Genomic DNA, 18,701 nt, shown 5'->3' with positions numbered 1-18,701 from the left:
GTACCCCCGTACGGGTGGCACGGACCGATCGCACGCGCGGCGCTCCCCCACCGTGCGGCGGGCCGGGTCCCGGACACGCGAAGAGGCCCCGGCCTCCCGGCCGGGACCTCTTCTTCGTGACGGGCGCGCCGCGGTCCTAGCCGAGCGGGTGCATCCAGCCGTGGGTGTCGGCGGTGCGGCCGGTCTGGAGCTCCAGCAGCGCCTTGCGGAGCTTCATCGTGACCTCGCCGGGCTCGCCGGTGCCCTGGGTCCAGTTGGCGCGCTCGGACTTGACCGAGCCGACCGGGGTGATGACGGCGGCGGTGCCGCAGGCGAACACCTCGGTGAGGGTGCCGTTCTCGTTGTCGCGCTTCCAGTCCTCGGTGGAGATACGTCCCTCCTCGGCGGTGTAGCCGAGGTCGCGGGCGATGGTGAGGAGGGAGTCGCGGGTGATGCCCGGCAGGAGGGAGCCGGTGAGTTCCGGGGTGACGATGCGCTGCGTCCCGTCCTCGTCCCCGTACACGAAGTACAGGTTCATGCCGCCCATCTCCTCGATCCAGCGGTGCTCGACGGCGTCGAGCCAGACCACCTGGTCGCAGCCGTGCTCGGCGGCCTGGGCCTGGGCCACGAGGGAGGCCGCGTAGTTGCCGCCGGTCTTGGCCGCGCCCGTACCGCCCTTGACGGCGCGGACGTACTCCTCGGAGAGCCAGACGGAGACCGGCTTGACGCCGCCGGGGAAGTACGCGCCGGCGGGCGAGGCGATGACCATGAAGAGGAACTCGTTGGCCGGGCGGACGCCGAGGCCGACCTCGGACGCGAACATGAACGGCCGCAGGTACAGGGAGGCCTCGCCGGAGTCCGGCACCCAGGCGCGGTCCTGCTTGATCAGCGCGTCGCAGGCCTCGATGAAGAGGTCGGCGGGCAGCTCCGGCATCGCCATGCGGCGGGCGGAGGCCTGGAAGCGCTCGGCGTTGGCCCGCGGCCGGAAGGTGGCGACGGTGCCGTCGGGCTGGCGGTAGGCCTTGAGGCCCTCGAAGATCGTCTGCGCGTAGTGCAGGGTCATGTTCGCCGGGTCCATCGACAGCGGCGCGTAAGGGACCAGCTCGGCGTCGTGCCAGCCGCGACCCTCGGTCCACTTGATCGTCACCATGTGGTCGGTGAAGTGGCGGCCGAAGCCGGGGCTGGCCAGGATCGCCTCGCGCTCCGCATCGGACAGCGGGTTCGAGGAGGGCTTGAGCTCGATCGTGGGCGTCGTCATGAGTGCTTGTCCTTCACCGGTTTCGTAGGGCGGACCGCGCTCACGGCGTACCAGGACGTCCGAGCTTCCCCGCATTCCGCGGTCTCGCGTTCGATTATCGCGCGCGAGGTGCCTTCGGAGAAGCAGGGTGAAGCGGAGTGATTGCGGCCCAGGGGAGATGGTGGCACCCGGGGCCGCACAGGAAAAGCCGCCGGGTGCGTCGTACGCGCGGCCCGGCGGCCTCCTGAGGTGGAGCTGCCGGGTCAGCCGGCTACTCGGGCGGCGAGCGCGTCGCCGATCTGCTCGGTGGAGCGGAAGGTGCCGTCGCGCTCCGCGAGGTCGGCGCTGACCGCGTCCTCGATGCGGGCGGCGCGGTCCTCGTGGCCGAGGTGGCGCAGCAGGAGGGCGACCGAGAGGATCGTCGCGGTCGGGTCCGCCTTGCCGGTGCCGGCGATGTCCGGGGCCGAGCCGTGGACGGGCTCGAACATGGACGGGAAGGCGCCGGTCGGGTTGATGTTCCCGGAGGCGGCGAGGCCGATTCCGCCGGTCACGGCGGCGGCCAGGTCGGTGAGGATGTCACCGAAGAGGTTGTCGGTCACGATGACGTCGAAGCGCTCGGGCTGCGTGACGAAGAAGATCGTCGCGGCATCGACGTGCAGGTAGTCGGTGGTGACCTCGGGGTACTCCTGGCCGACCCTGTCGAAGATGTTCTTCCACATGTGGCCCGCGTACACGAGGACGTTGTTCTTGTGGACCAGCGTCAGCTTCTTGCGGGGGCGGGAGGCGGCCCGCTCGTACGCGTCACGGACGACGCGCTCCACGCCGTACGCGGTGTTGATGCTGACCTCGGTGGCCACCTCGGCGGGCGTACCGGTGCGCAGGCTGCCGCCGTTGCCGGTGTACGGGCCCTCGGTGCCCTCGCGGACCACGACGAAGTCGATCTCCGGACGCCCGGCGAGCGGGGTCGCGGTGTTCGGGAAGAGCTTCGACGGGCGCAGGTTGATGAAGTGGTCGAAGGCGAAGCGGAGCTTCAGCAGCAGTCCACGCTCCAGCACGCCGGACGGGACCGACGGGTCGCCGATGGCGCCCAGCAGGATCGCGTCGTGGTGCCTCAGCGCTTCGAGCTCCCCGTCCGGGAGGGTCTCACCGGTGCGGTGCCAGCGCTGAGCGCCGAGGTCGTACTCCTTGGTCTCCAGCTTCACATCCTGGGGCAGGACCGCGGTAAGGACCTTGAGGCCCTGAGCCACGACTTCCTGGCCGATGCCATCACCGGGGATCACTGCGAGATTGATGCTGGTCGACATGTCGGAACCGTACTCCCTGTCCCAGCCCTCGGGCATATCCCGTCCACCATGTGGACCAATACGCCCGAGGGGCAGGGCTGCTCAGTGGCCGGTCGAGCCGCCGTTGTCCCGGCGGTCGAGGGCGCGCTGGAGGGCGGCCGCGGCGTTCTTGCGGTCGGCGTCGGCCGTGGAGGAGTGGCGGACGCGGCGGGCTGCGGTGGATGCGGTCATGGTGATCGACTCCTTGAGATCACGGCGTGGCGGGGCCACGGATGAGGGGTTCCTTCAAGGCGCCGGAAGAGGCGGGGAGCGGTGCGCGGCAGGGGTTGCCTGCCCAGGGGCGCGCGCTCTCGACCGCCATTCGCCGGATCGGCGAGACGTTCGGCTTCTACAAAGCTAGGGCAGCTCCCGTTGTATGTCTCCGCAATTAGTCGGGCTTCCTACTATCTGAGACGGACGAGCCCTCGGAAGGCCCCTTCACGGACCTCCGATTCAGTCCTTCTCGGAGCGAAGTTCCCTGATCAGAGCGCGTACGACGAGTGTCGAGGCCGATTCCGGCGTGGTGACGTATCCCACGCGTCTCACCGGCCCCGAAGGGCCCAGTCCGGTGATGTCCACGGCGTCCGTGGCCTCGCGGAGCGACAGCTCGGGCAGGATCGCCATGCCGAGCCCGCGCCCGACCATGGTCAGCACCATCGCGTCGTCCTCCGCCTTGACGGTGGCGGGCGGGATCCAGTCCTGGGCCCGCCACCAGTCGCGCGTGTACGAGCCGCAGTTCTCGTCCCAGTCCAGCAGGGGCAGGGCCTTCGGGTCCGGGTGTCCGGCGGGGTGGACCAGGGCGTACACCTCCTCCCGGAGCACCCCCGTCAGCAGGCCGGCCGCGCCGCCGTCCCGCGCCGCGGGGCCGGTCCCGTTCAGCGTGGCGATGCCGAGGTCGGCGCGGCCCGCGGCCACCTCCCCGGCCGTGCCGGCGCCGAGCTCGCGCACCACCCGGACCTCGGGGCGGATGCCGGGGTGGCGGGCCGTGAGCCGCTCCAGGGCCGGGGGCAGCAGGTGCAGGGCCGCGCTGCGGAACGCCGCGATGCGCAGCACGCCCCCGACCTCGTCCCCGGCGTCCCGGCCGGCGCCGCGCACCTCGGCGCCCAGGACCTCGTACAGCCTCAGGATCCGGCGGGCGAGGCCGACGGCCCGCTCCCCCGCCGGGGTGGGCGAGGCCCCGGTGCGCCCGCGCTCGAAGAGGACCGCCCCGACCTTGGCCTCGCTGCCGCGCACCGAGTGCGACACGGCCGACTGGGTGAGGCCGAGCCGGGAGGCCGCGGCGGAGAAGCCGCCGGTCTCGGCCACGGCCACCAGGACGCGGAGTTCGTGCGGAGCGAGCTCGGCCACGGTGGCTCTCACCTCGTTCTATGAGCGGTTTTCATGGATGTGCGGCTTCCATGAGCGCAACCCCCTGCCCGGGCCGGTGATTCCTTCCTAGCGTCCTGTCCATGACCACGAACCACACCGCCCACGCCGTCCACCTGACCGCCCGCCCCGCCGGCTTCCCCGTCGCGAGCGACTTCGCGTACGTCCAGACCCCGCTCCCCTCCCCCGCCCCGGGCACCGCCCTGGTGCGGAACCTGCTGCTCTCGGTGGACCCGTACCACCGCGGGATGATGGACGGCGGCGAGGGCGGCTTCGAGCTGAACACCCCGCTGGAGGGGCGCTCGGTGGGCCGGGTGCTCGCCTCCCGCGACCCGGGGCTGCGCGAGGGCGACCTGGTCTTCCACCGCGAGGGCTGGCGCACGCACGCCCTCGTCACCCTCGGCGTGAACGGCACCCGCACCCTGCGCGGGCATGCGGGCGTCCCGCTGGAGGCGTACCTGGGCATCCTCGGCGGCACCGGTCTGACCGCGTACGCCGCCCTCACCCGGACCGCGGCGCTGCGCGAGGGCGAGGACCTGTTCGTCTCGGCCGCCGCGGGCGGCGTCGGCACCGCCACCGGGCACATCGCCCGGCTGCTGGGCGCCCGCCGGATCATCGGCAGCGCGGGCTCGGCGGCGAAGGTCCGCCACCTGACCGGGGTGCTCGGCTTCGACGCGGCGTTCGACTACCACGACGGGCCGGTCGGCGAGCAGCTCGCGCTGGCCGCGCCGGACGGCATCGACGTGTACGTGGACAACGTGGGCGGGGACCATCTGGCGGGCGCGATCGACGTGCTGCGCGAGTACGGGCGGATCGCCTGGGTCGGCGGGATCTCGATGTACAACGGGGACCGCTCGCCGGCCGCGCCGCGCAACCTCTTCGAGATCGTCCACAAGTCGCTGCGGCTGGAAGGGGTATTGGTTCGCAATCACACCAATTTGCAGGACGAGATGGAGGACTTCCTGGTCCCGCACCTGCAGAGCGGCCGGATCGGCACGGACACCACCGTTGTCCAGGGATTTGATCACACGGTGGATGCCTTCCTGGGCATGCTGCGAGGGGACAATCTGGGCAAGATGCTCGTCGGTCTCGGGGAGTGAATCCAGCCAACCGGATGTTCACCGACTTCTTACCGCACGGATGTAGACCTTTGGCCCGGCGCCCGCCACTCTTTCCGTCAATGTGCCAGCGGGGCACTTGAGTTGGAGGCGAGTAGCCAGTGACACCGATCAGCCGCAGAGGTTTCGTGGGTATCGGCGCCGGGCTGATGGCCGGGGCCGCCCTGCCGGCGATCGCGCCGACGTCGGCGGCCGCCGCCGCCGCGACCGGCACGATCACCGACGTGAAGCACGTGGTGATCCTGATGCAGGAGAACCGCAGCTTCGACCACTACTTCGGCAGGCTGAAGGGTGTCCGCGGCTTCGGCGACCGCGCCGCCGGCAACATCCCGGGCGGCTGGGGCATGTTCAACCAGCCCAACTGGGGCGGCCGCCAGTACCCGTGGAAGCTCAGCTCCACCCCCGCGGCCGGCGGCGTCGACGGCGAGACCCTCGCCCAGTGCAACGGCGACCTCCCGCACAGCTGGACCTCCCAGCACGCCGCCTGGAACAAGGGCCGGATGGACAACTGGGTCCTCGGCGTGGGCAACACCCGCACCCTCGGCCACCTCGACCGCGGGGACATACCCTTCCACTACGGGCTCGCCGACAACTACACCGTCTGCGACGCGTACTTCTGCTCCACCCTGAGCGCGACCGGCCCGAACCGCACCTTCCTGTGGAGCGGCAAGGTCGACGCGGGCAGCAAGGACGGCGGCGACGAGTCCGGGCTGACCTGGGAGACGTACGCCGAGGCCCTCCAGCGCGCCGGCATGAGCTGGAAGGTCTACCAGAACGCCCAGGACAACTACGGCGACAACGGTCTGGCCTACTTCAAGAAGTTCACGGACGCGGCGCCCGGCAACCCGCTGTGGGACCGGGGCATGGCATCCGTCCCCAAGGCCACCGGCTCCACCCCCGACGACATCGCGGCCGCCATCCGCGCGGACGTCGTCGCCGGCACCCTGCCGCAGGTCTCCTGGGTCGTCGCGAACGAGGCCTTCTCGGAGCACCCGTACGCCCCTCCCGGCGACGGCGCGCACTTCGTGGACCTGGTCTACCGGGCGCTCTCCGCGAACCCCGAGGTCTTCGACTCCACCGTCCTCTTCCTCAACTACGACGAGAACGACGGCTTCTTCGACCACGTCCCGCCGCCCGTCGCCCCGCCCGGCACCCCGGACGAGTACATCGACGGCACCCCGATCGGCCTCGGCTTCCGCGTCCCGATGATCGTCATGTCCCCGTGGACGCGGGGCGGCTGGGTGAGCTCGGAGGTCTTCGACCACACCTCGGTGCTCCGCTTCATGGAGAAATGGACGGCGGCCCTCGGCACCCCGGCGAACTGCCCGAACATCAGCGCCTGGCGCCGCAAGGTGACCGGCGACCTGACCGGCGTCTTCGACTTCGCGCGCCCGGTGTACGGGGTGCCGGCCGGCCTGCCCTCGACCGCCAAGGTCATCGGCCAGGCGACCTGCGGTCCGCTCCCCAACCCGGTGCCGCAGGACAACGCGCTCCCGGTCCAGGAGCCCGGAACCCGCCCGGCGCGGGCCCTTCCCTACCAGGTCAACGGCAACCTGGACCGGTTCGAGTTCGGGGCGGCCGGCAAGATCCTGGCCTGGTTCTCGATGACCAACCAGGGCGCGCAGGCGAAGCAGGCGGCGCACTTCTCGATCCACCCGCACCAGTACCGGGACACGGCCGCCTGGCAGTACACGGTGGAACCGGGCGCGACGGGGACGGACTACTTCAACATCGGCCTCGGCAGCGGCTCCGGCAAGTACGACATCTCGATGTACGGACCGAACCGCTTCCTGCGCCGGTTCATCGGCGACGCGTCGAAGGCGGGCAAGGCGGTCGAGGTGGCGGCCCGCTTCGCGGTGGAGCCGGGCACGGGCAAGACCGCGGTCTGGTTCAAGATGACGAACGCGTCGGCCGCGCCCGTCACCTTCACGATCCGCTCGAACGCCTACCGCTCGGACGGCCCGTGGACGTACACCGTCCCGGCGAACTCCTCGCGCGAGGACTACTTCAACGCGGTCGCGTACAACGACGGCTGGTACGACTTCACGATCCTCGCGGACAACGACGGCACCTGGTCGCGCCGCTACACGGGCCACATCGAGACGGGCGCGCCCAGCATCTCGGGCTGACGCGCTACAGCACGTCGCCGTCACGCCAGTCGAAGTCGAGCCGCCCGGCGGGGTCCTCCAGCACCCCGCCGGGCGGCAACCACACGTACGTCGACCCCTCCTCGTCGGGGAGCCGCACCGGCCCGGCGGGTGACAGCGCCCCGATCCGCCCGCCCCACACGGCCCACCCCCGCCCCTCGTACAGCCGGGCCCCGTCGGCGGAGGCCGACAGCGCACCGAGTACGTAGGCCCGCTCGATGACGCCCTCCAGCGCGTCCATGACCCACCCGCCGAGTCCGCGCCGGCGCCGGTCCGCCCGTACGGCGACGGCCTCGACGTACCCGGTCCGCAGGGCCCGGCCCCGGTGGAGGACCCGCCGCTGCACCACGCTCCCGTGTGCGACGAGCTCCCCGCCCTCCCGGACGAGGGCGTGCATGCCGCCGAGGGCGTGCTCGAAGTCCTCGTCGGCGAAGTCCCCGCCGAAGGCCCGGTCGAGCAGTTCCCGCAGCTCGCGGAGCTCGCCGTCCCCGAGTCGGGAGGTGTGCTTCAGCAGGATGTCCATACGGCGAAGTTATCAACGGCCGCGGGAAGGGCCGGAAATCCGCGGGAGCGACCGGAACGGGCCGTGCCCCGCGCGGCCGCACCCGTGAGGATCGGTGCATGCCTCCCGAGACCCGGCAGTGGACCCCCACCCACGGCGCGCCCTACCGGCCCGTCGCCCACCGGCCCGCGCGGCTGCCGAGCGCGGAATCGCTCGCGCGGGCCGCGGAGTTGCGCAGGCGCATGGACGAGCGGCGCACCGTCCGCCACTTCTCCCCCGACCCCGTGCCGGAGCAGGTCGTGCGCGACGCGATCGCCTGCGCGGCGACCGCCCCCTCCGGGGCCCACCAGCAGCCGTGGACCTTCGTCCTGGTCAAGGACGCGCAGGTGCGCCGGCGGATCCGCGACGCCGCCGAGCAGGAGGAGCTGATCTCGTACGACGGCCGCCTCGGCGACGAGTGGCTGGCCGCCCTGCGCCCGCTGGGCACGGACGCGGTCAAGACCCACCTCACCGACGCCCCCGCCCTGCTCGTCGTCTTCCGGCAGCGCTACTGGCTCGGCCCGGACGGCGCCAAGCGCAAGCACTACTACGTCGACGAATCGGTCGGCATCGCGGTCGGCATGCTCCTGACCGCCCTCCACCTCAGCGGCCTCGCGGCCCTGATCCACACCCCGAGCCCGATGCGCTTCCTCTCCCACGTGCTGCACCGCCCGGAGAACGAGAAGGCCTTCGCGGTCATCCCCATCGGCTACCCGGCCGACGACTGCGAGGTCCCGGACCTCACCCGCAAGTCCCTCGGCCAGGTCATGACCGAGGTCTAGCCCTCGGGTCGCGGTTCGCCCGGGGCTTCGTGGACGCGGGTCAGGAGGGCGGTCAGCTGGTCGCGTTCGGCGGGGGTGAGGGGCGACAGGAACGCGGCGTTGGCCTGCTCGGCCAGGGTGGCGCAGCGGGTGAGGGCGGCCGCGCCCGCCGGGGTGAGGGTGACGGCGTTCTTGCGGCGGTCCGCCGGGTCCGGGGCGCGCAGGAGGAGGCCGGCGGCTTCGAGGTGGTTGAGGAGTCCGACCAGGTCCTTGGGGTCGATGCCGAGCCGGCGGCCGAGGTCGGCCTGGGCCACCGGGCCGTACTCGGCGGTCGCCGCCAGCACCGCGTGGTGCGCGAGCTTCAGCCCCTCCGCGGCGAGAGCCTCGGCTACCAGGCCGCGGCCGCGCGCCGCGACCCGCCCCACGAGCCAGCTCGGGAGGGTCTGGATGTGCGCGAGGGCCGAGTTCACGGGCCCAGCCTAGCAATTCGTTGGGATTCCCCACGATCTCCTATATCGTTGGGACTCCCAACGAATTCGACACGGTCCGGGAGGTCCTGTGCTGCGCATCCGCCACGAGGTCAACGGCGGCCCCGAAGTGCTGTTCGCCGAGGAGGTGGCCGCGCCCGTCCCCGGGCCCGGGGAGCTGCTCGTCGCGGTCGAGGCCGTCGGGGTCACGCTGCCCGTCGTGCGCAAGGTGCGGGAGGGCCGCGAGCCGCTGCCGCTCGGCGGGGAGGTCGCGGGGACCGTGGCCGCGCTCGGAGAGGGGGTGCGGGGGTTCTCCGTCGGGGACCGGGTCACCGGGCTGTGCTTCGGCCACGGGTACGCCGAGTACGCGCTCCTCGCGGCCCCCTTCGCCTCCGCCGTCCCCGACGGGGCGAGCTCCGTGGACGCCGTCGCGCTCGTGCGCAGCGGGCTCGTCGCCCGGGGCGCCTGGGAGGCCGGGCGGGTCCGGCCCGGGGAGTCCGTGCTGGTCACGGCGGCCGCGAGCGGGGTCGGCAGCCTCGCTCTGCGACTGGCCCGGGCGGGCGGGGCCGGCCGGCTGGTCGCCGCCGTGTCCCGTCCGGACAAGGCCGGGTTCGTACGCGGCCTCGGCGCCGACGAGGTGGTGCTGTACGACGACCCGGCCGCCTGGGGCGACCCGTACGACGTGGTCCTCGACGGGGTCGGCGGCGACCTGCTCGGCCCCGCCGTGCGGGCCTTGGCCACGGGCGGCCGGCTGGTGGCCTACGGCTCCGGCGGGGGCACGGTGGACGCGTACGAACTGCTGGTGCGCGGCGCCTCGGTGACCGGATTCCAGATCCGGGCCGTCGCACAGGGCCGACCGGAGGTGCTCGAGGGCTGGCGGCGCGAGCTGTGGACGGCGTACGCGGGCGGCTCGCTGCGCCCCGCCGTGCACGGGGAGATCCCGCTGGCCGAGGCGGCCCGGGCGCACGCGCTGATCGAGGAGCGGCGCAACCTCGGCAAGGTCGTCCTGATCCCCTGACGGCCCGGCTCCCCGACCACGAGGGGGCGGAACTGGGACCGCCCCCGATCCGGACTTGGGGGTACCGGAACGGGGGCGGGGTTCAGATGGGGGCCGGATCAGCCCATGTGCGGGTAGCCGTACTCCGTCGGGGCGACCAGGGTCTCCTTGATGGAGCGCGTCGAGACCCAGCGCGTCAGGTTGCTCGCCGCGCCCGCCTTGTCGTTCGTGCCCGAGGCACGGCCGCCGCCGAAGGGCTGCTGGCCGACCACGGCGCCGGTCGACTTGTCGTTGATGTAGAAGTTGCCCGCCGCGAAGCGGAGCTTCTCCATCGCGTCCGCGGCCGCGTAGCGGTCACCGGCGATGATCGAGCCGGTCAGCGCGTACGCCGACACGGACTCCATCTGGGCCAGCATCGCGTCGAACTCGGCGTCCTCGTACACGTGGATCGCCAGGATCGGGCCGAAGTACTCGGTCGTGAAGACCTCGTTCTCCGGGTCGGTGCACGCGATGACGGTCGGGCGGACGAAGTAGCCCTCCGAGTCGTCGTACGTGCCACCGGCGATGATCTCGCAGGTCGGGTCGGCGATCGCACGGTCGATCGCGGCCTTGTTCTTGGCGAACGACCGCTCGTCGATGACGGCGCCGATGAAGTTGGTCAGGTCGCGGACGTCACCCATGGTGATGCCGTCGACCTCGGCCGCGAAGGCCTCCTTGAAGCCGTCGTTCCAGATCGAGGCCGGGACGTAGGCGCGCGAGGACGCCGAGCACTTCTGGCCCTGGAACTCGAAGGAACCGCGGGTCAGGGCGGTCTTCAGGACGGCGCGGTCCGCGGACGGGTGCGCGACGACGAAGTCCTTGCCACCGGTCTCGCCGACCAGGCGCGGGTAGGACTTGTACTTCTCGATGTTGTTGCCGACCGCCTTCCACAGGTACTGGAAGGTCTTGGTCGAGCCGGTGAAGTGGATGCCGGCGAGCTCGGGGTGGTTCAGGGCCACCTCGGACACGGCGATGCCGTCGCCCGTCACCAGGTTGATGACGCCCTTCGGCAGGCCGGCCTCCTCCAGGAGCTCCATCAGGAGGACCGCGGAGTGGGTCTGCGTCGGGGACGGCTTCCACACGACCACGTTGCCCATCAGCGCGGGGGCGGTCGGCAGGTTGCCGGCGATGGCCGTGAAGTTGAACGGCGTGATCGCGTAGACGAAGCCCTCGAGCGGGCGGTGGTCGCTGCGGTTCCACACGCCGGCGGAGTTCGCGACCGGCTGCTCGGCCAGGATCTGGCGGGCGAAGTGGACGTTGAAGCGCCAGAAGTCGACGAGCTCGCACGGGGTGTCGATCTCGGCCTGCTGCGCGGTCTTCGACTGGCCCAGCATCGTCGAGGCGGCCAGCTTCTCGCGCCACGGGCCGGACAGCAGCTCGGCGGCGCGCAGGATGATCGCGGCGCGGTCGTCGAAGGACATCGAGCGCCAGGCCGGGGCGGCGGCCAGGGCGGCGTCGACGGCCTCCTGGGCGTCGGCCTGGGTGGCGTTCGCGTACGTGCCGATGACCGACTTGTGGTCGTGCGGCTGCACGACGTCGAAGCGCTCGCCGCCGCCCATCCGCTTGACGCCGTTGATCGTCATGGGCAGGTCGATCGGGTTCTCGGACAGCTGCTTCAGCTGCGTTTCGAGGCGCGCGCGCTCCGGGGTGCCGGGGGCGTACGAGTGGACCGGCTCGTTGACCGGCACGGGGACCTGGGTCACAGCATCCATGGGGCTGGTAACTCCTTGACCTGGTTCTGGGCTAGTTCTTGGTGATCATCGAGCGGAGGAAGAACAGGAGGTTGGCGGGCTTCTCGGCGAGGCGCCGCATGAAGTAGCCGTACCAGTCCGTCCCGTACGCGGTGTAGACGCGCATGCGGTGGCCCTCGGCGGCGAGCCGCAGGTGCTCCTCGCTGCGGATGCCGTACAGCATCTGGAACTCGTACTCGTCCAGCTTGCGCCCGGCCGTGCGGCCGAGCTCCTGCGCGATGGCGATCAGGCGCGGGTCGTGCGACCCGATCATCGGGTAGCCCTCGCCGTCCATCAGCGTCTTCAGGATGCGGACGTACGCCTTGTCGATCTCGGCCTTGTCCTGGTACGCGACCTCGGCGGGCTCCTTGTAGGCGCCCTTCACGATCCGGACCCGGCTGCCGGCGGCGGCCAGGCGGCGGGCGTCGCCCTCGGTGCGGAAGAGGTACGCCTGGATCACGCAGCCGGTCTGCGGGAAGTCCCGGCGCAGCTCCTCGTGGATGGCGAACATCGAGTCGAGGGTGGTGTGGTCCTCGGCGTCCAGGGTGACGGTGGTGCCGATGGCCGCGGCGGCCTCGACGACCGGGCGGACGTTGGCGAGGGCGAGCTCGTGGCCGCCCTCCAGCGCCTGGCCGAACATCGACAGCTTGACCGACATCTCGGCCTTCTCGCCGAGGCCCAGGCCCGCCAGGTGCTCGATGAGTTCGAGGTAGGCGTCACGCGCGGCGTGGGACTGCTCCACCGTGGTGATGTCCTCGCCCACCACGTCGAGCGTGAGCTCCAGGCCCTTCTCCGCGAGGTCCACGACGATCGGGATGACCTGGTCGACCGTCTCACCGGGGATGAACCGGTTCACCACGGGCTTGGTCACCGGGGCGGCAGAGACGATTCGGCGCATCTTGTCGCTGCGCGAAGCGGCGAGGATCGCGGGACCCAGCACGGGGCACCTCCAACAGGTGGCAGAAGCAGGCATACGGTCCGCGAAGGGGTGGGCGGGGCCGTAAAGAAAACGCAAGTAAAACCACCGTGAAACCTAAGGATCGCTTTGATCCTCTGCCATCGACAGCTGTCACGCATCCGTGTCCCCGATCTCATACATCTGTCTGAAGACCGGCTTTCCGGGTGGGAGAATGTCCGGGTGAAGGGCGATTACCAGGACCTGGTGGATGAGATCTCGGCGCTCCTCGGCGCCCCGGCAACGCTGGAGAACCGGGATTTCCGTCTCATCGCCTTCGGCGCGCACGACAGCGAGGACGACCTCGCGATGGACCCGGTGCGCACCCGCTCGATCCTGACCCGGCAGTCCACGGCGGCCGTGCGGGCCTGGTTCGAGGGGTTCGGGATCGCGCGGGCGACCGGGCCGGTGCGGATCCCGGCGGCCCCGGACGCGGGGGTCTTCCGGGGGCGGATCTGCCTGCCGGTGCGCTACCGCGGGATCGTGCAGGGGTACGTGTGGCTCCTCGACCAGGAGCCCGGCCCCGGGCCGGACGCCTTGGCGGCGGCCATGGAGGTGGCCGAGCGCATCGGGATCCTGCTCGCCGAGGAGGCGAAGGCGGGGGCCGACCTGTCCCGGGAGTTCCGGGAGGTGCTCACGGCCGGACGGGGCTGGCAGCAGGACATGGCGGTGGCCGCGCTGCGGGTGGCGCTGGGCCCGGGGGCGGACGGGCTGCACGCGGTGGTGTGCGTGCGGCCGTGGTCCGGCGAGGCCCCGGCGTCCGTGCCGGGCGCGGCCGCGGTGTGCACCGTCCCCCTGCCGGAGCGCGGGGACGGGAGCGGGCCGGGCGTCGACGCCGGGCCCCGCGACGCGGGCGCCCCGTCCGAGCGGAAGGCCGGCCAGGCGCTCGCCGTGCTGGTCAGGCTCCGCTCGGCGGAGGTGCTCGCACCCGCCGAGGGCGTCGCGACCCGGCTGCTGGCGGGCGGCGCGGCGACCGCCGGGATCGCGGAGCCCCGCCGGGGGCTCGCGGCCCTGGCCGACGCCTGGTCACAGGCCTCGGCGGCGGCGCAGGCGGCCGCGGCGCAGCCCCGGTTCGCCCCGGTGGCCCAGTGGTCGGCGATCGGCCCGTACCGGATGCTGGCGGCCCTGGCGGCGGCCGGCCCGGCGGGCGACCCGGCGACCCGGGTCCTGCTCGGGCCCGCGCACCGTGAACTCGCCCGTACGGCCGAGCTGTTCCTGGACTGCGCGGGCCAGGCGGGCCGCGCGGCGGCGGCGCTGGGCATCCACCGCCAGACCCTGTACTACCGGCTCGCCCGGGTGGAACAGCTGACGGGCCTGGACCTGGACGAGGGCGAGGACCGGCTGTTGCTCCACATGGCCCTCAAGGCGAGCCGTCTGTACGGCTGAACACCCGACCGACCAACCGACCGGCTCAGGCGGGCTCGTCGGCCGTCGCCGCCTCTGGCGCGTTCTATACGCTCGTACTAGACAAGCGTTTATGACACTTGTACATTGCTGCTCATGACGAACTCCGCCGCACGTCCCGCCGGCCGCCGGGAATGGATCGCCTTCACCGTCCTCCTGCTGCCACTGCTCCTGGTCTCGATGGACGTCTCCGTCCTCTACTTCGCCATCCCGGCGATCACCCGCGAGCTCGACCCGAGCGCCACCCAGCAGCTCTGGATCTTCGACAGCTACGCCTTCGCCCTCGCGGGCCTGCTGATCACCATGGGCTCGCTCGGTGACCGGATCGGCCGCCGCAAGCTGCTGATGATGGGCGCGACCGCCTTCGGACTCGCCTCCGTCTGCGCCGCCTACGCCACCAGCGCCGAGATGCTGATCGCGGCCCGCGTGCTGCTCGGGATCGGCGGAGCGACCCTGATGCCTTCCACCCTCGCCCTCGTACGCAACCTCTTCCAGGACGCCGCCCAGCGCGGCCGGGCCATCGCCATCTGGTCCGGGGCCATGACCGGCGGCATCGCCCTCGGCTCGGTGATGAGCGGCGTGATGCTGAACCACTTCTGGTGGGGTTCGGTCTTCCTGGTCAACGTGCCCGCGATGCTGCTCCTGCTGGCCCTCGTCCCCGTGCTGGTACCGGAGTTCAAGGACCCGGCGCCCGGCCGCTTCGACCTGCTGAGCGTGCCGCTGTCGACGGCCGCCGTCCTCCCGCTGGTGTACGGCCTCAAGGAGATCGCCGCCGAGGGCCCGGCCCCGCTCCACCTGGTCTCCGTCGCCGTGGGCCTGGCCTTCGGGTTCCTCTTCGTCCGCCGCCAGCGCACCCGTGACGACGCCATGGTCAACCGGGCCCTGTTCCGGGGCCGCGGATTCGGCGCCGGGATCGCGCTCAACACCCTCGCCGCCTTCGCCATGATGGGCTCGGCCTACTTCACCACCCAGTACCTGCAGTCGGTGCTCGGCATGGGCACGCTGGAGGCCGCCCTGTGGAGCCTCGCGCCCTCGCTCTTCATCGGAGCCGCCGCCCCGGTCAGCGCGGCCCTGGCGCAGAAGACCGACCGGGCGTACGTCATCGCCGGCGGATTCGTCCTCGCCGCGGCCGGGTTCGCCCTGATCGGGCTGGTCGACAGCGACTCGCTGTGGCTGCTGCTGACCGGCGCGGGCGTCCTGGCCAGCGGCATCGTCACCGTGATGTCCCTGGTCGCCGACATGGCGCTCGGCGCGGCCCCCGCGGAGAAGGCCGGCTCGGCCGCCTCCCTGCTGGAGACCGGCCAGGAGTTCGGCGGCGCGCTCGGCATGGCGGTGCTGGGCAGCCTGGGCACCGCCGTCTACCGCTCCGACCTGTCGGGCGCCGAACCCGCCGTCCGGGAGACCCTGGGGGGCGCGGTCGCCAGCGCCCGGCAGCTCGGCGGCCCGGCCGGCGAGCAGGTGCTGGCCCTGGCCCGCGAGGCCTTCGTCCACGGCATGCAGTACGCCGCCTGGGGCGGTACGGCCCTCCTGCTGGCGGCGGCGCTGCTCGCCGCGGCCCTGCTGCGCGGGCTCGGCGCCCCCGCGGCGCAGCCCTCCGGGGAGACGGCCGCGCAGGCCCCGGCCCTGGCGGTCTGATCCCCGTACGGCCGGGGGAACGGCGGCGGAACACGGAGAAGGGCCCGGGGAGTTCCCCGGGCCCTTCTCCGTGTCGTGCGGGTCAGCCGAGGCTGACCGTACGCGCCGAGACCGCGCCGATCTCGGCGGAGATCTCCGCGAGGACGTTCACCGGCACCTCCGCGTCGACCGTGAGGACGCCGAGCGCCTCGCCGCCCTCCTCGGCGCGGGCGACCTGCATGCCCGCGATGTTCAGGCCGGCTTCGCCGAGGATGCGGCCGACGGTGCCGACCACGCCGGGGCGGTCGGTGTAGCGCAGGACGAGCATCTGGTCGGCGAGCGCCAGGTCCACGTCGTACTCGCCGATGCCGACGATCTTCTGCAGGTGCTTCGGGCCGGCGAGGGTGCCGGAGACCGACACCTCCTGACCGTCCGACAGGGTGCCGCGCACGGTCACCACGTTGCGGTGGTCCGGGGACTCCGAGCTGGTGGTCAGGCGTACCTCGACACCGCGCTCCTGCGCGAACAGCGGGGCGTTGACGTAGGAGACGGTCTCGTCGACGACGTCCTCGAAGACACCCTTGAGGGCGGAGAGTTCCAGCACCTTGACGTCGTGCTGGGTGATCTCGCCGCAGACCTCGACGTCGAGGCGGACCGCGACCTCGCCCGCGAGGGCGGTGAAGATGCGGCCGAGCTTCTCGGCGAGCGGCAGGCCCGGACGGACGTCCTCGGCGATGACGCCGCCCTGGACGTTGACCGCGTCCGGTACGAGCTCGCCCGCGAGCGCGAGGCGCACCGACTTGGCGACCGCGATGCCGGCCTTCTCCTGGGCCTCGTCCGTGGACGCGCCGAGGTGCGGGGTGCAGACGACCTGGTCGAGCTCGAAGAGCGGGGAGTCCGTGCAGGGCTCCTTCGCGTACACGTCGAGGCCGGCGCCGGCGACGCGGCCCTCCTTGATGGCCGAGTACAGCGCGGCCTCGTCCACGATCCCGCCGCGCGCGGCGTTGACGATGCGGACGGACGGCTTGACCTTGTGCAGGGCCTCGTCACCGATGAGACCGAGGGTCTCGGGGGTCTTGGGCAGGTGCACGGTGATGAAGTCGGCGACCTCGAGGAGCTCGTCGAGCGTCAGCATCTTGACGCCCATCTGGGCGGCGCGCGCGGGCTGCACGTAGGGGTCGTACGCGACGATCTTCATGCCGAAGGCCGACATGCGCTGGGCGACCAGGACGCCGATGCGGCCGAGGCCGACGACGCCCAGGGTCTTCTCGCTGAGCTCGACGCCCGTGTACTTGTTCCGCTTCCACTCGCCGTTCTTCAGGGCGGTGTTGGCCTGCGGGATGTTGCGGGCCGAGGCGACGAGCAGGCCGCAGGCGAGCTCGGCGGCGGTGACGATGTTGGAGGTCGGTGCGTTCACGACCATCACGCCGGCCTTGGTGGCGGCGGAGACGTCGACGTTGTCGAGACCGACACCGGCGCGCGCGACGACCTTCAGCTTCTTGGCGGCGGCGATGGCCTCCGCGTCGACCTTGGTCGCGGAGCGCACCAGGATGGCGTCGACGTCCACGATCGCGGGGAGCAGCTCCGCGCGGTCGGCTCCGTTGACGTGCCGGATCTCGAAGTCCGGACCGAGCGCGTCGACGGTGGCGGGCGACAGCTCTTCGGCGATGAGTACGACAGGTTTCGAGCTCACGTGGGTCATCCTCACAAGTCCAGTGCGGACGGCCGTCCCGACGGCCGCAGGCGGTGGAGGGGGTAGCCGCGTGGAAGACGCACGACACTGTGGGCCTGACGCGTTGTGTTGAGCAGTGTAGTGGCGGATTCCGCATGGAATTCCGCCTGTCCGGAAGGATCACCCGTCCGGGGTTGGCCGGGGTGGACAAGCACCGTGTGCGCCGCGGTCCGATCCGGCTCGTCCTGCGCGGCGGGGCCGGGACCCGTCGTCCCGGCCCCGCCGCGTACGGATCAGCTCTCGTCGCTGTCGACCCAGCTCATGAGCTTGCGCAGCTTCTTGCCGGTGGTCTCCAGCAGGTGCGCCTCGTCGGCCTTCTTGTACTCGTTGTACTTCGGCAGACCGGCCTTGTACTCGGCCATCCAGGTGTTCGCGAACTCGCCGCTCTGGATCTCCGCGAGGACCTGCTTCATCTCGGCCTTGGTGGCGTCGGTGATGATGCGGGGGCCGGTGATGTAGTCGCCCCACTCGGCGGTCTCGGAGACCGACCAGCGCATCTTCTCCAGGCCGCCCTCGTACATGAGGTCGACGATGAGCTTCAGCTCGTGCAGGCACTCGAAGTACGCGATCTCCGGCTGGTAGCCGGCCTCGGTCAGGGTCTCGAAACCGGCCTTGACCAGGGCGGAGGCGCCACCGCAGAGGACGGCCTGCTCACCGAACAGGTCGGTCTCGGTCTCCTCGGTGAAGGTGGTCTTGATGACGCCGGCGCGGGTGCCGCCGATGCCGGCCGCGTACGAGAGCGCGAGGGCGAAGGCGCTGCCGGAGAAGTCCTGCTCGACGGCGGCGATGCAGGGCACGCCGCGGCCTTCCTCGTACTGGCGGCGCACCAGGTGGCCCGGGCCCTTCGGGGCGACGAGGGCGACGTCCACGTTGGCCGGGGGCTTGATGAAGCCGTAGCGGACGTTGAAGCCGTGGCCGAAGAAGAGCGCGTCGCCCTCTTCCAGGTGCTGCTTGATCGACTCTTCGTAGATCTCGGCCTGCAGCGGGTCCGGCGTCAGGATCATGATGACGTTGGCCCATGCGGCGGCCTCGGCCACGGGGACGACCTTCAGGCCCTGCTCCTCGGCCTTGGCCTTGGACTTCGAGCCCTCCTTCAGGCCGACGACGACGTCGACGCCGGAGTCACGGAGCGACAGCGCGTGGGCGTGGCCCTGGCTGCCGTAACCGATGACCGCGACCTTGCGGCCCTGGATGATGGACAGGTCGGCGTCGTTCTCGTAGAACAGCTCGGCCACTGGGATATCTCCTTGGTGCGCTGGTGTTGCACCCACCGTACGGCGGGGAACGTAGAGG

Annotated in this window: 16 protein-coding genes; 6 read left to right on the top strand and 10 right to left on the bottom strand. The window is 71.7% G+C overall.

What is annotated here, in order from left to right:
• Nucleotides 1-136 precede the first annotated feature (136 nt).
• The 4 genes from ACFY1T_RS19085 to ACFY1T_RS19070 all read right to left on the bottom strand — a co-directional run bounded on the left by ACFY1T_RS19085 (nt 137) and on the right by ACFY1T_RS19070 (nt 3,885).
• A complete protein-coding gene (locus ACFY1T_RS19085) occupies nt 137-1,237 on the bottom strand; it encodes a branched-chain amino acid aminotransferase (RefSeq protein WP_030857447.1) in 1,101 nt (366 codons plus the stop codon).
• A 242-nt stretch (nt 1,238-1,479) separates the two neighbouring features.
• Nucleotides 1,480-2,520, bottom strand: coding sequence for a 3-isopropylmalate dehydrogenase (locus ACFY1T_RS19080; protein WP_390789186.1), 1,041 nt, complete (start codon nt 2,518-2,520; stop codon nt 1,480-1,482).
• Nucleotides 2,521-2,601: 81 nt separating this feature from the next.
• Nucleotides 2,602-2,730 carry a hypothetical protein gene (locus ACFY1T_RS19075; protein WP_266625109.1) on the bottom strand — a complete coding sequence of 43 codons (129 nt, stop codon included), beginning with the start codon at nt 2,728-2,730 and terminating at the stop codon, nt 2,602-2,604.
• 261 nt (nt 2,731-2,991) lie between these two features.
• On the bottom strand, nt 2,992-3,885 hold the full coding sequence (locus ACFY1T_RS19070; protein WP_390789185.1) for a LysR family transcriptional regulator: 894 nt from the start codon (nt 3,883-3,885) through the stop codon (nt 2,992-2,994).
• A 101-nt stretch (nt 3,886-3,986) separates the two neighbouring features.
• On the opposite strand from ACFY1T_RS19070, the gene ACFY1T_RS19065 reads away from it, so the two are divergent.
• Nucleotides 3,987-5,003, top strand: coding sequence for an NADP-dependent oxidoreductase (locus tag ACFY1T_RS19065; RefSeq protein ID WP_390789184.1), 1,017 nt, complete (start codon nt 3,987-3,989; stop codon nt 5,001-5,003).
• Between the two features lie 119 nt (nt 5,004-5,122).
• Nucleotides 5,123-7,150 carry a phosphocholine-specific phospholipase C gene (locus tag ACFY1T_RS19060; protein WP_390789183.1) on the top strand — a complete coding sequence of 676 codons (2,028 nt, stop codon included), beginning with the start codon at nt 5,123-5,125 and terminating at the stop codon, nt 7,148-7,150.
• Nucleotides 7,151-7,154: 4 nt separating this feature from the next.
• Here ACFY1T_RS19060 and ACFY1T_RS19055 read toward each other — a convergent pair whose 3' ends face one another.
• The gene (locus tag ACFY1T_RS19055; RefSeq protein WP_390789182.1) at nt 7,155-7,691 is read right to left on the bottom strand and encodes a GNAT family N-acetyltransferase; all 537 of its coding nucleotides are present in this window, start codon (nt 7,689-7,691) and stop codon (nt 7,155-7,157) included.
• Between the two features lie 98 nt (nt 7,692-7,789).
• Here ACFY1T_RS19055 and ACFY1T_RS19050 point away from each other — a divergent pair, with 98 nt between their 5' ends.
• Nucleotides 7,790-8,491, top strand: a complete 702-nt coding sequence (locus ACFY1T_RS19050; RefSeq protein ID WP_390789181.1) for a nitroreductase family protein — start codon at nt 7,790-7,792, stop codon at nt 8,489-8,491.
• On the opposite strand, the gene ACFY1T_RS19045 is transcribed toward ACFY1T_RS19050, so the two are convergent.
• Nucleotides 8,488-8,940, bottom strand: a complete 453-nt coding sequence (locus ACFY1T_RS19045; protein ID WP_390789180.1) for a MarR family winged helix-turn-helix transcriptional regulator — start codon at nt 8,938-8,940, stop codon at nt 8,488-8,490. The genes ACFY1T_RS19050 and ACFY1T_RS19045 overlap by 4 nt on opposite strands.
• Nucleotides 8,941-9,028: 88 nt before the next feature.
• On the opposite strand from ACFY1T_RS19045, the gene ACFY1T_RS19040 reads away from it, so the two are divergent.
• A complete protein-coding gene (locus ACFY1T_RS19040) occupies nt 9,029-9,955 on the top strand; it encodes a zinc-binding alcohol dehydrogenase family protein (protein WP_390789179.1) in 927 nt (308 codons plus the stop codon).
• Between the two features lie 98 nt (nt 9,956-10,053).
• Here ACFY1T_RS19040 and pruA read toward each other — a convergent pair whose 3' ends face one another.
• Entirely contained in the window at nt 10,054-11,685 is a 1,632-nt protein-coding gene (gene pruA / locus ACFY1T_RS19035) for an L-glutamate gamma-semialdehyde dehydrogenase (protein ID WP_390789178.1), read from the bottom strand.
• Between the two features lie 31 nt (nt 11,686-11,716).
• Complete coding sequence (locus tag ACFY1T_RS19030; protein ID WP_390789177.1) at nt 11,717-12,643, bottom strand: proline dehydrogenase family protein; 927 nt, start codon at nt 12,641-12,643, stop codon at nt 11,717-11,719.
• Between the two features lie 198 nt (nt 12,644-12,841).
• Here ACFY1T_RS19030 and ACFY1T_RS19025 point away from each other — a divergent pair, with 198 nt between their 5' ends.
• Together ACFY1T_RS19025 and ACFY1T_RS19020 are read left to right on the top strand one after the other, a co-directional pair.
• Nucleotides 12,842-14,044: a helix-turn-helix domain-containing protein gene (locus ACFY1T_RS19025; RefSeq protein ID WP_390789176.1), complete on the top strand. Its 1,203-nt coding sequence runs from the start codon at nt 12,842-12,844 to the stop codon at nt 14,042-14,044.
• 114 nt (nt 14,045-14,158) lie between these two features.
• Entirely contained in the window at nt 14,159-15,697 is a 1,539-nt protein-coding gene (locus tag ACFY1T_RS19020) for an MFS transporter (RefSeq protein ID WP_390789175.1), read from the top strand.
• An 82-nt stretch (nt 15,698-15,779) separates the two neighbouring features.
• On the opposite strand, the gene serA is transcribed toward ACFY1T_RS19020, so the two are convergent.
• Both serA and ilvC read right to left on the bottom strand, forming a co-directional pair.
• Nucleotides 15,780-17,369, bottom strand: a complete 1,590-nt coding sequence (gene serA / locus ACFY1T_RS19015) for a phosphoglycerate dehydrogenase (protein WP_132756984.1) — start codon at nt 17,367-17,369, stop codon at nt 15,780-15,782.
• Nucleotides 17,370-17,641: 272 nt separating this feature from the next.
• Complete coding sequence (ilvC, locus tag ACFY1T_RS19010) at nt 17,642-18,643, bottom strand: ketol-acid reductoisomerase (RefSeq protein ID WP_030857428.1); 1,002 nt, start codon at nt 18,641-18,643, stop codon at nt 17,642-17,644.
• Nucleotides 18,644-18,701: the final 58 nt, after the last annotated feature.

The organism is Streptomyces sp. NPDC001194 (genome assembly GCF_042896985.1).
In the GTDB taxonomy this organism is placed as follows: domain Bacteria; phylum Actinomycetota; class Actinomycetes; order Streptomycetales; family Streptomycetaceae; genus Streptomyces.
Note: the sequence above shows the minus strand (reverse complement) of the source record. Positions and strands in the feature narration are given on the sequence as shown.

What these genes read in the sequence shown, in the direction of transcription:
- ACFY1T_RS19085 (WP_030857447.1), bottom strand. Translation starts at nt 1,237, where the DNA reads ATGACGACGCCCACGATCGAGCTCAAGCCCTCCTCGAACCCGCTGTCC.
- ACFY1T_RS19080 (WP_390789186.1), bottom strand. Translation starts at nt 2,520, where the DNA reads ATGTCGACCAGCATCAATCTCGCAGTGATCCCCGGTGATGGCATCGGC.
- ACFY1T_RS19075 (WP_266625109.1), bottom strand. Translation starts at nt 2,730, where the DNA reads ATGACCGCATCCACCGCAGCCCGCCGCGTCCGCCACTCCTCCACGGCC.
- ACFY1T_RS19065 (WP_390789184.1), top strand. Translation starts at nt 3,987, where the DNA reads ATGACCACGAACCACACCGCCCACGCCGTCCACCTGACCGCCCGCCCC.
- ACFY1T_RS19055 (WP_390789182.1), bottom strand. Translation starts at nt 7,691, where the DNA reads ATGGACATCCTGCTGAAGCACACCTCCCGACTCGGGGACGGCGAGCTC.
- ACFY1T_RS19050 (WP_390789181.1), top strand. Translation starts at nt 7,790, where the DNA reads ATGCCTCCCGAGACCCGGCAGTGGACCCCCACCCACGGCGCGCCCTAC.
- pruA (WP_390789178.1), bottom strand. Translation starts at nt 11,685, where the DNA reads ATGGATGCTGTGACCCAGGTCCCCGTGCCGGTCAACGAGCCGGTCCAC.
- ACFY1T_RS19020 (WP_390789175.1), top strand. Translation starts at nt 14,159, where the DNA reads ATGACGAACTCCGCCGCACGTCCCGCCGGCCGCCGGGAATGGATCGCC.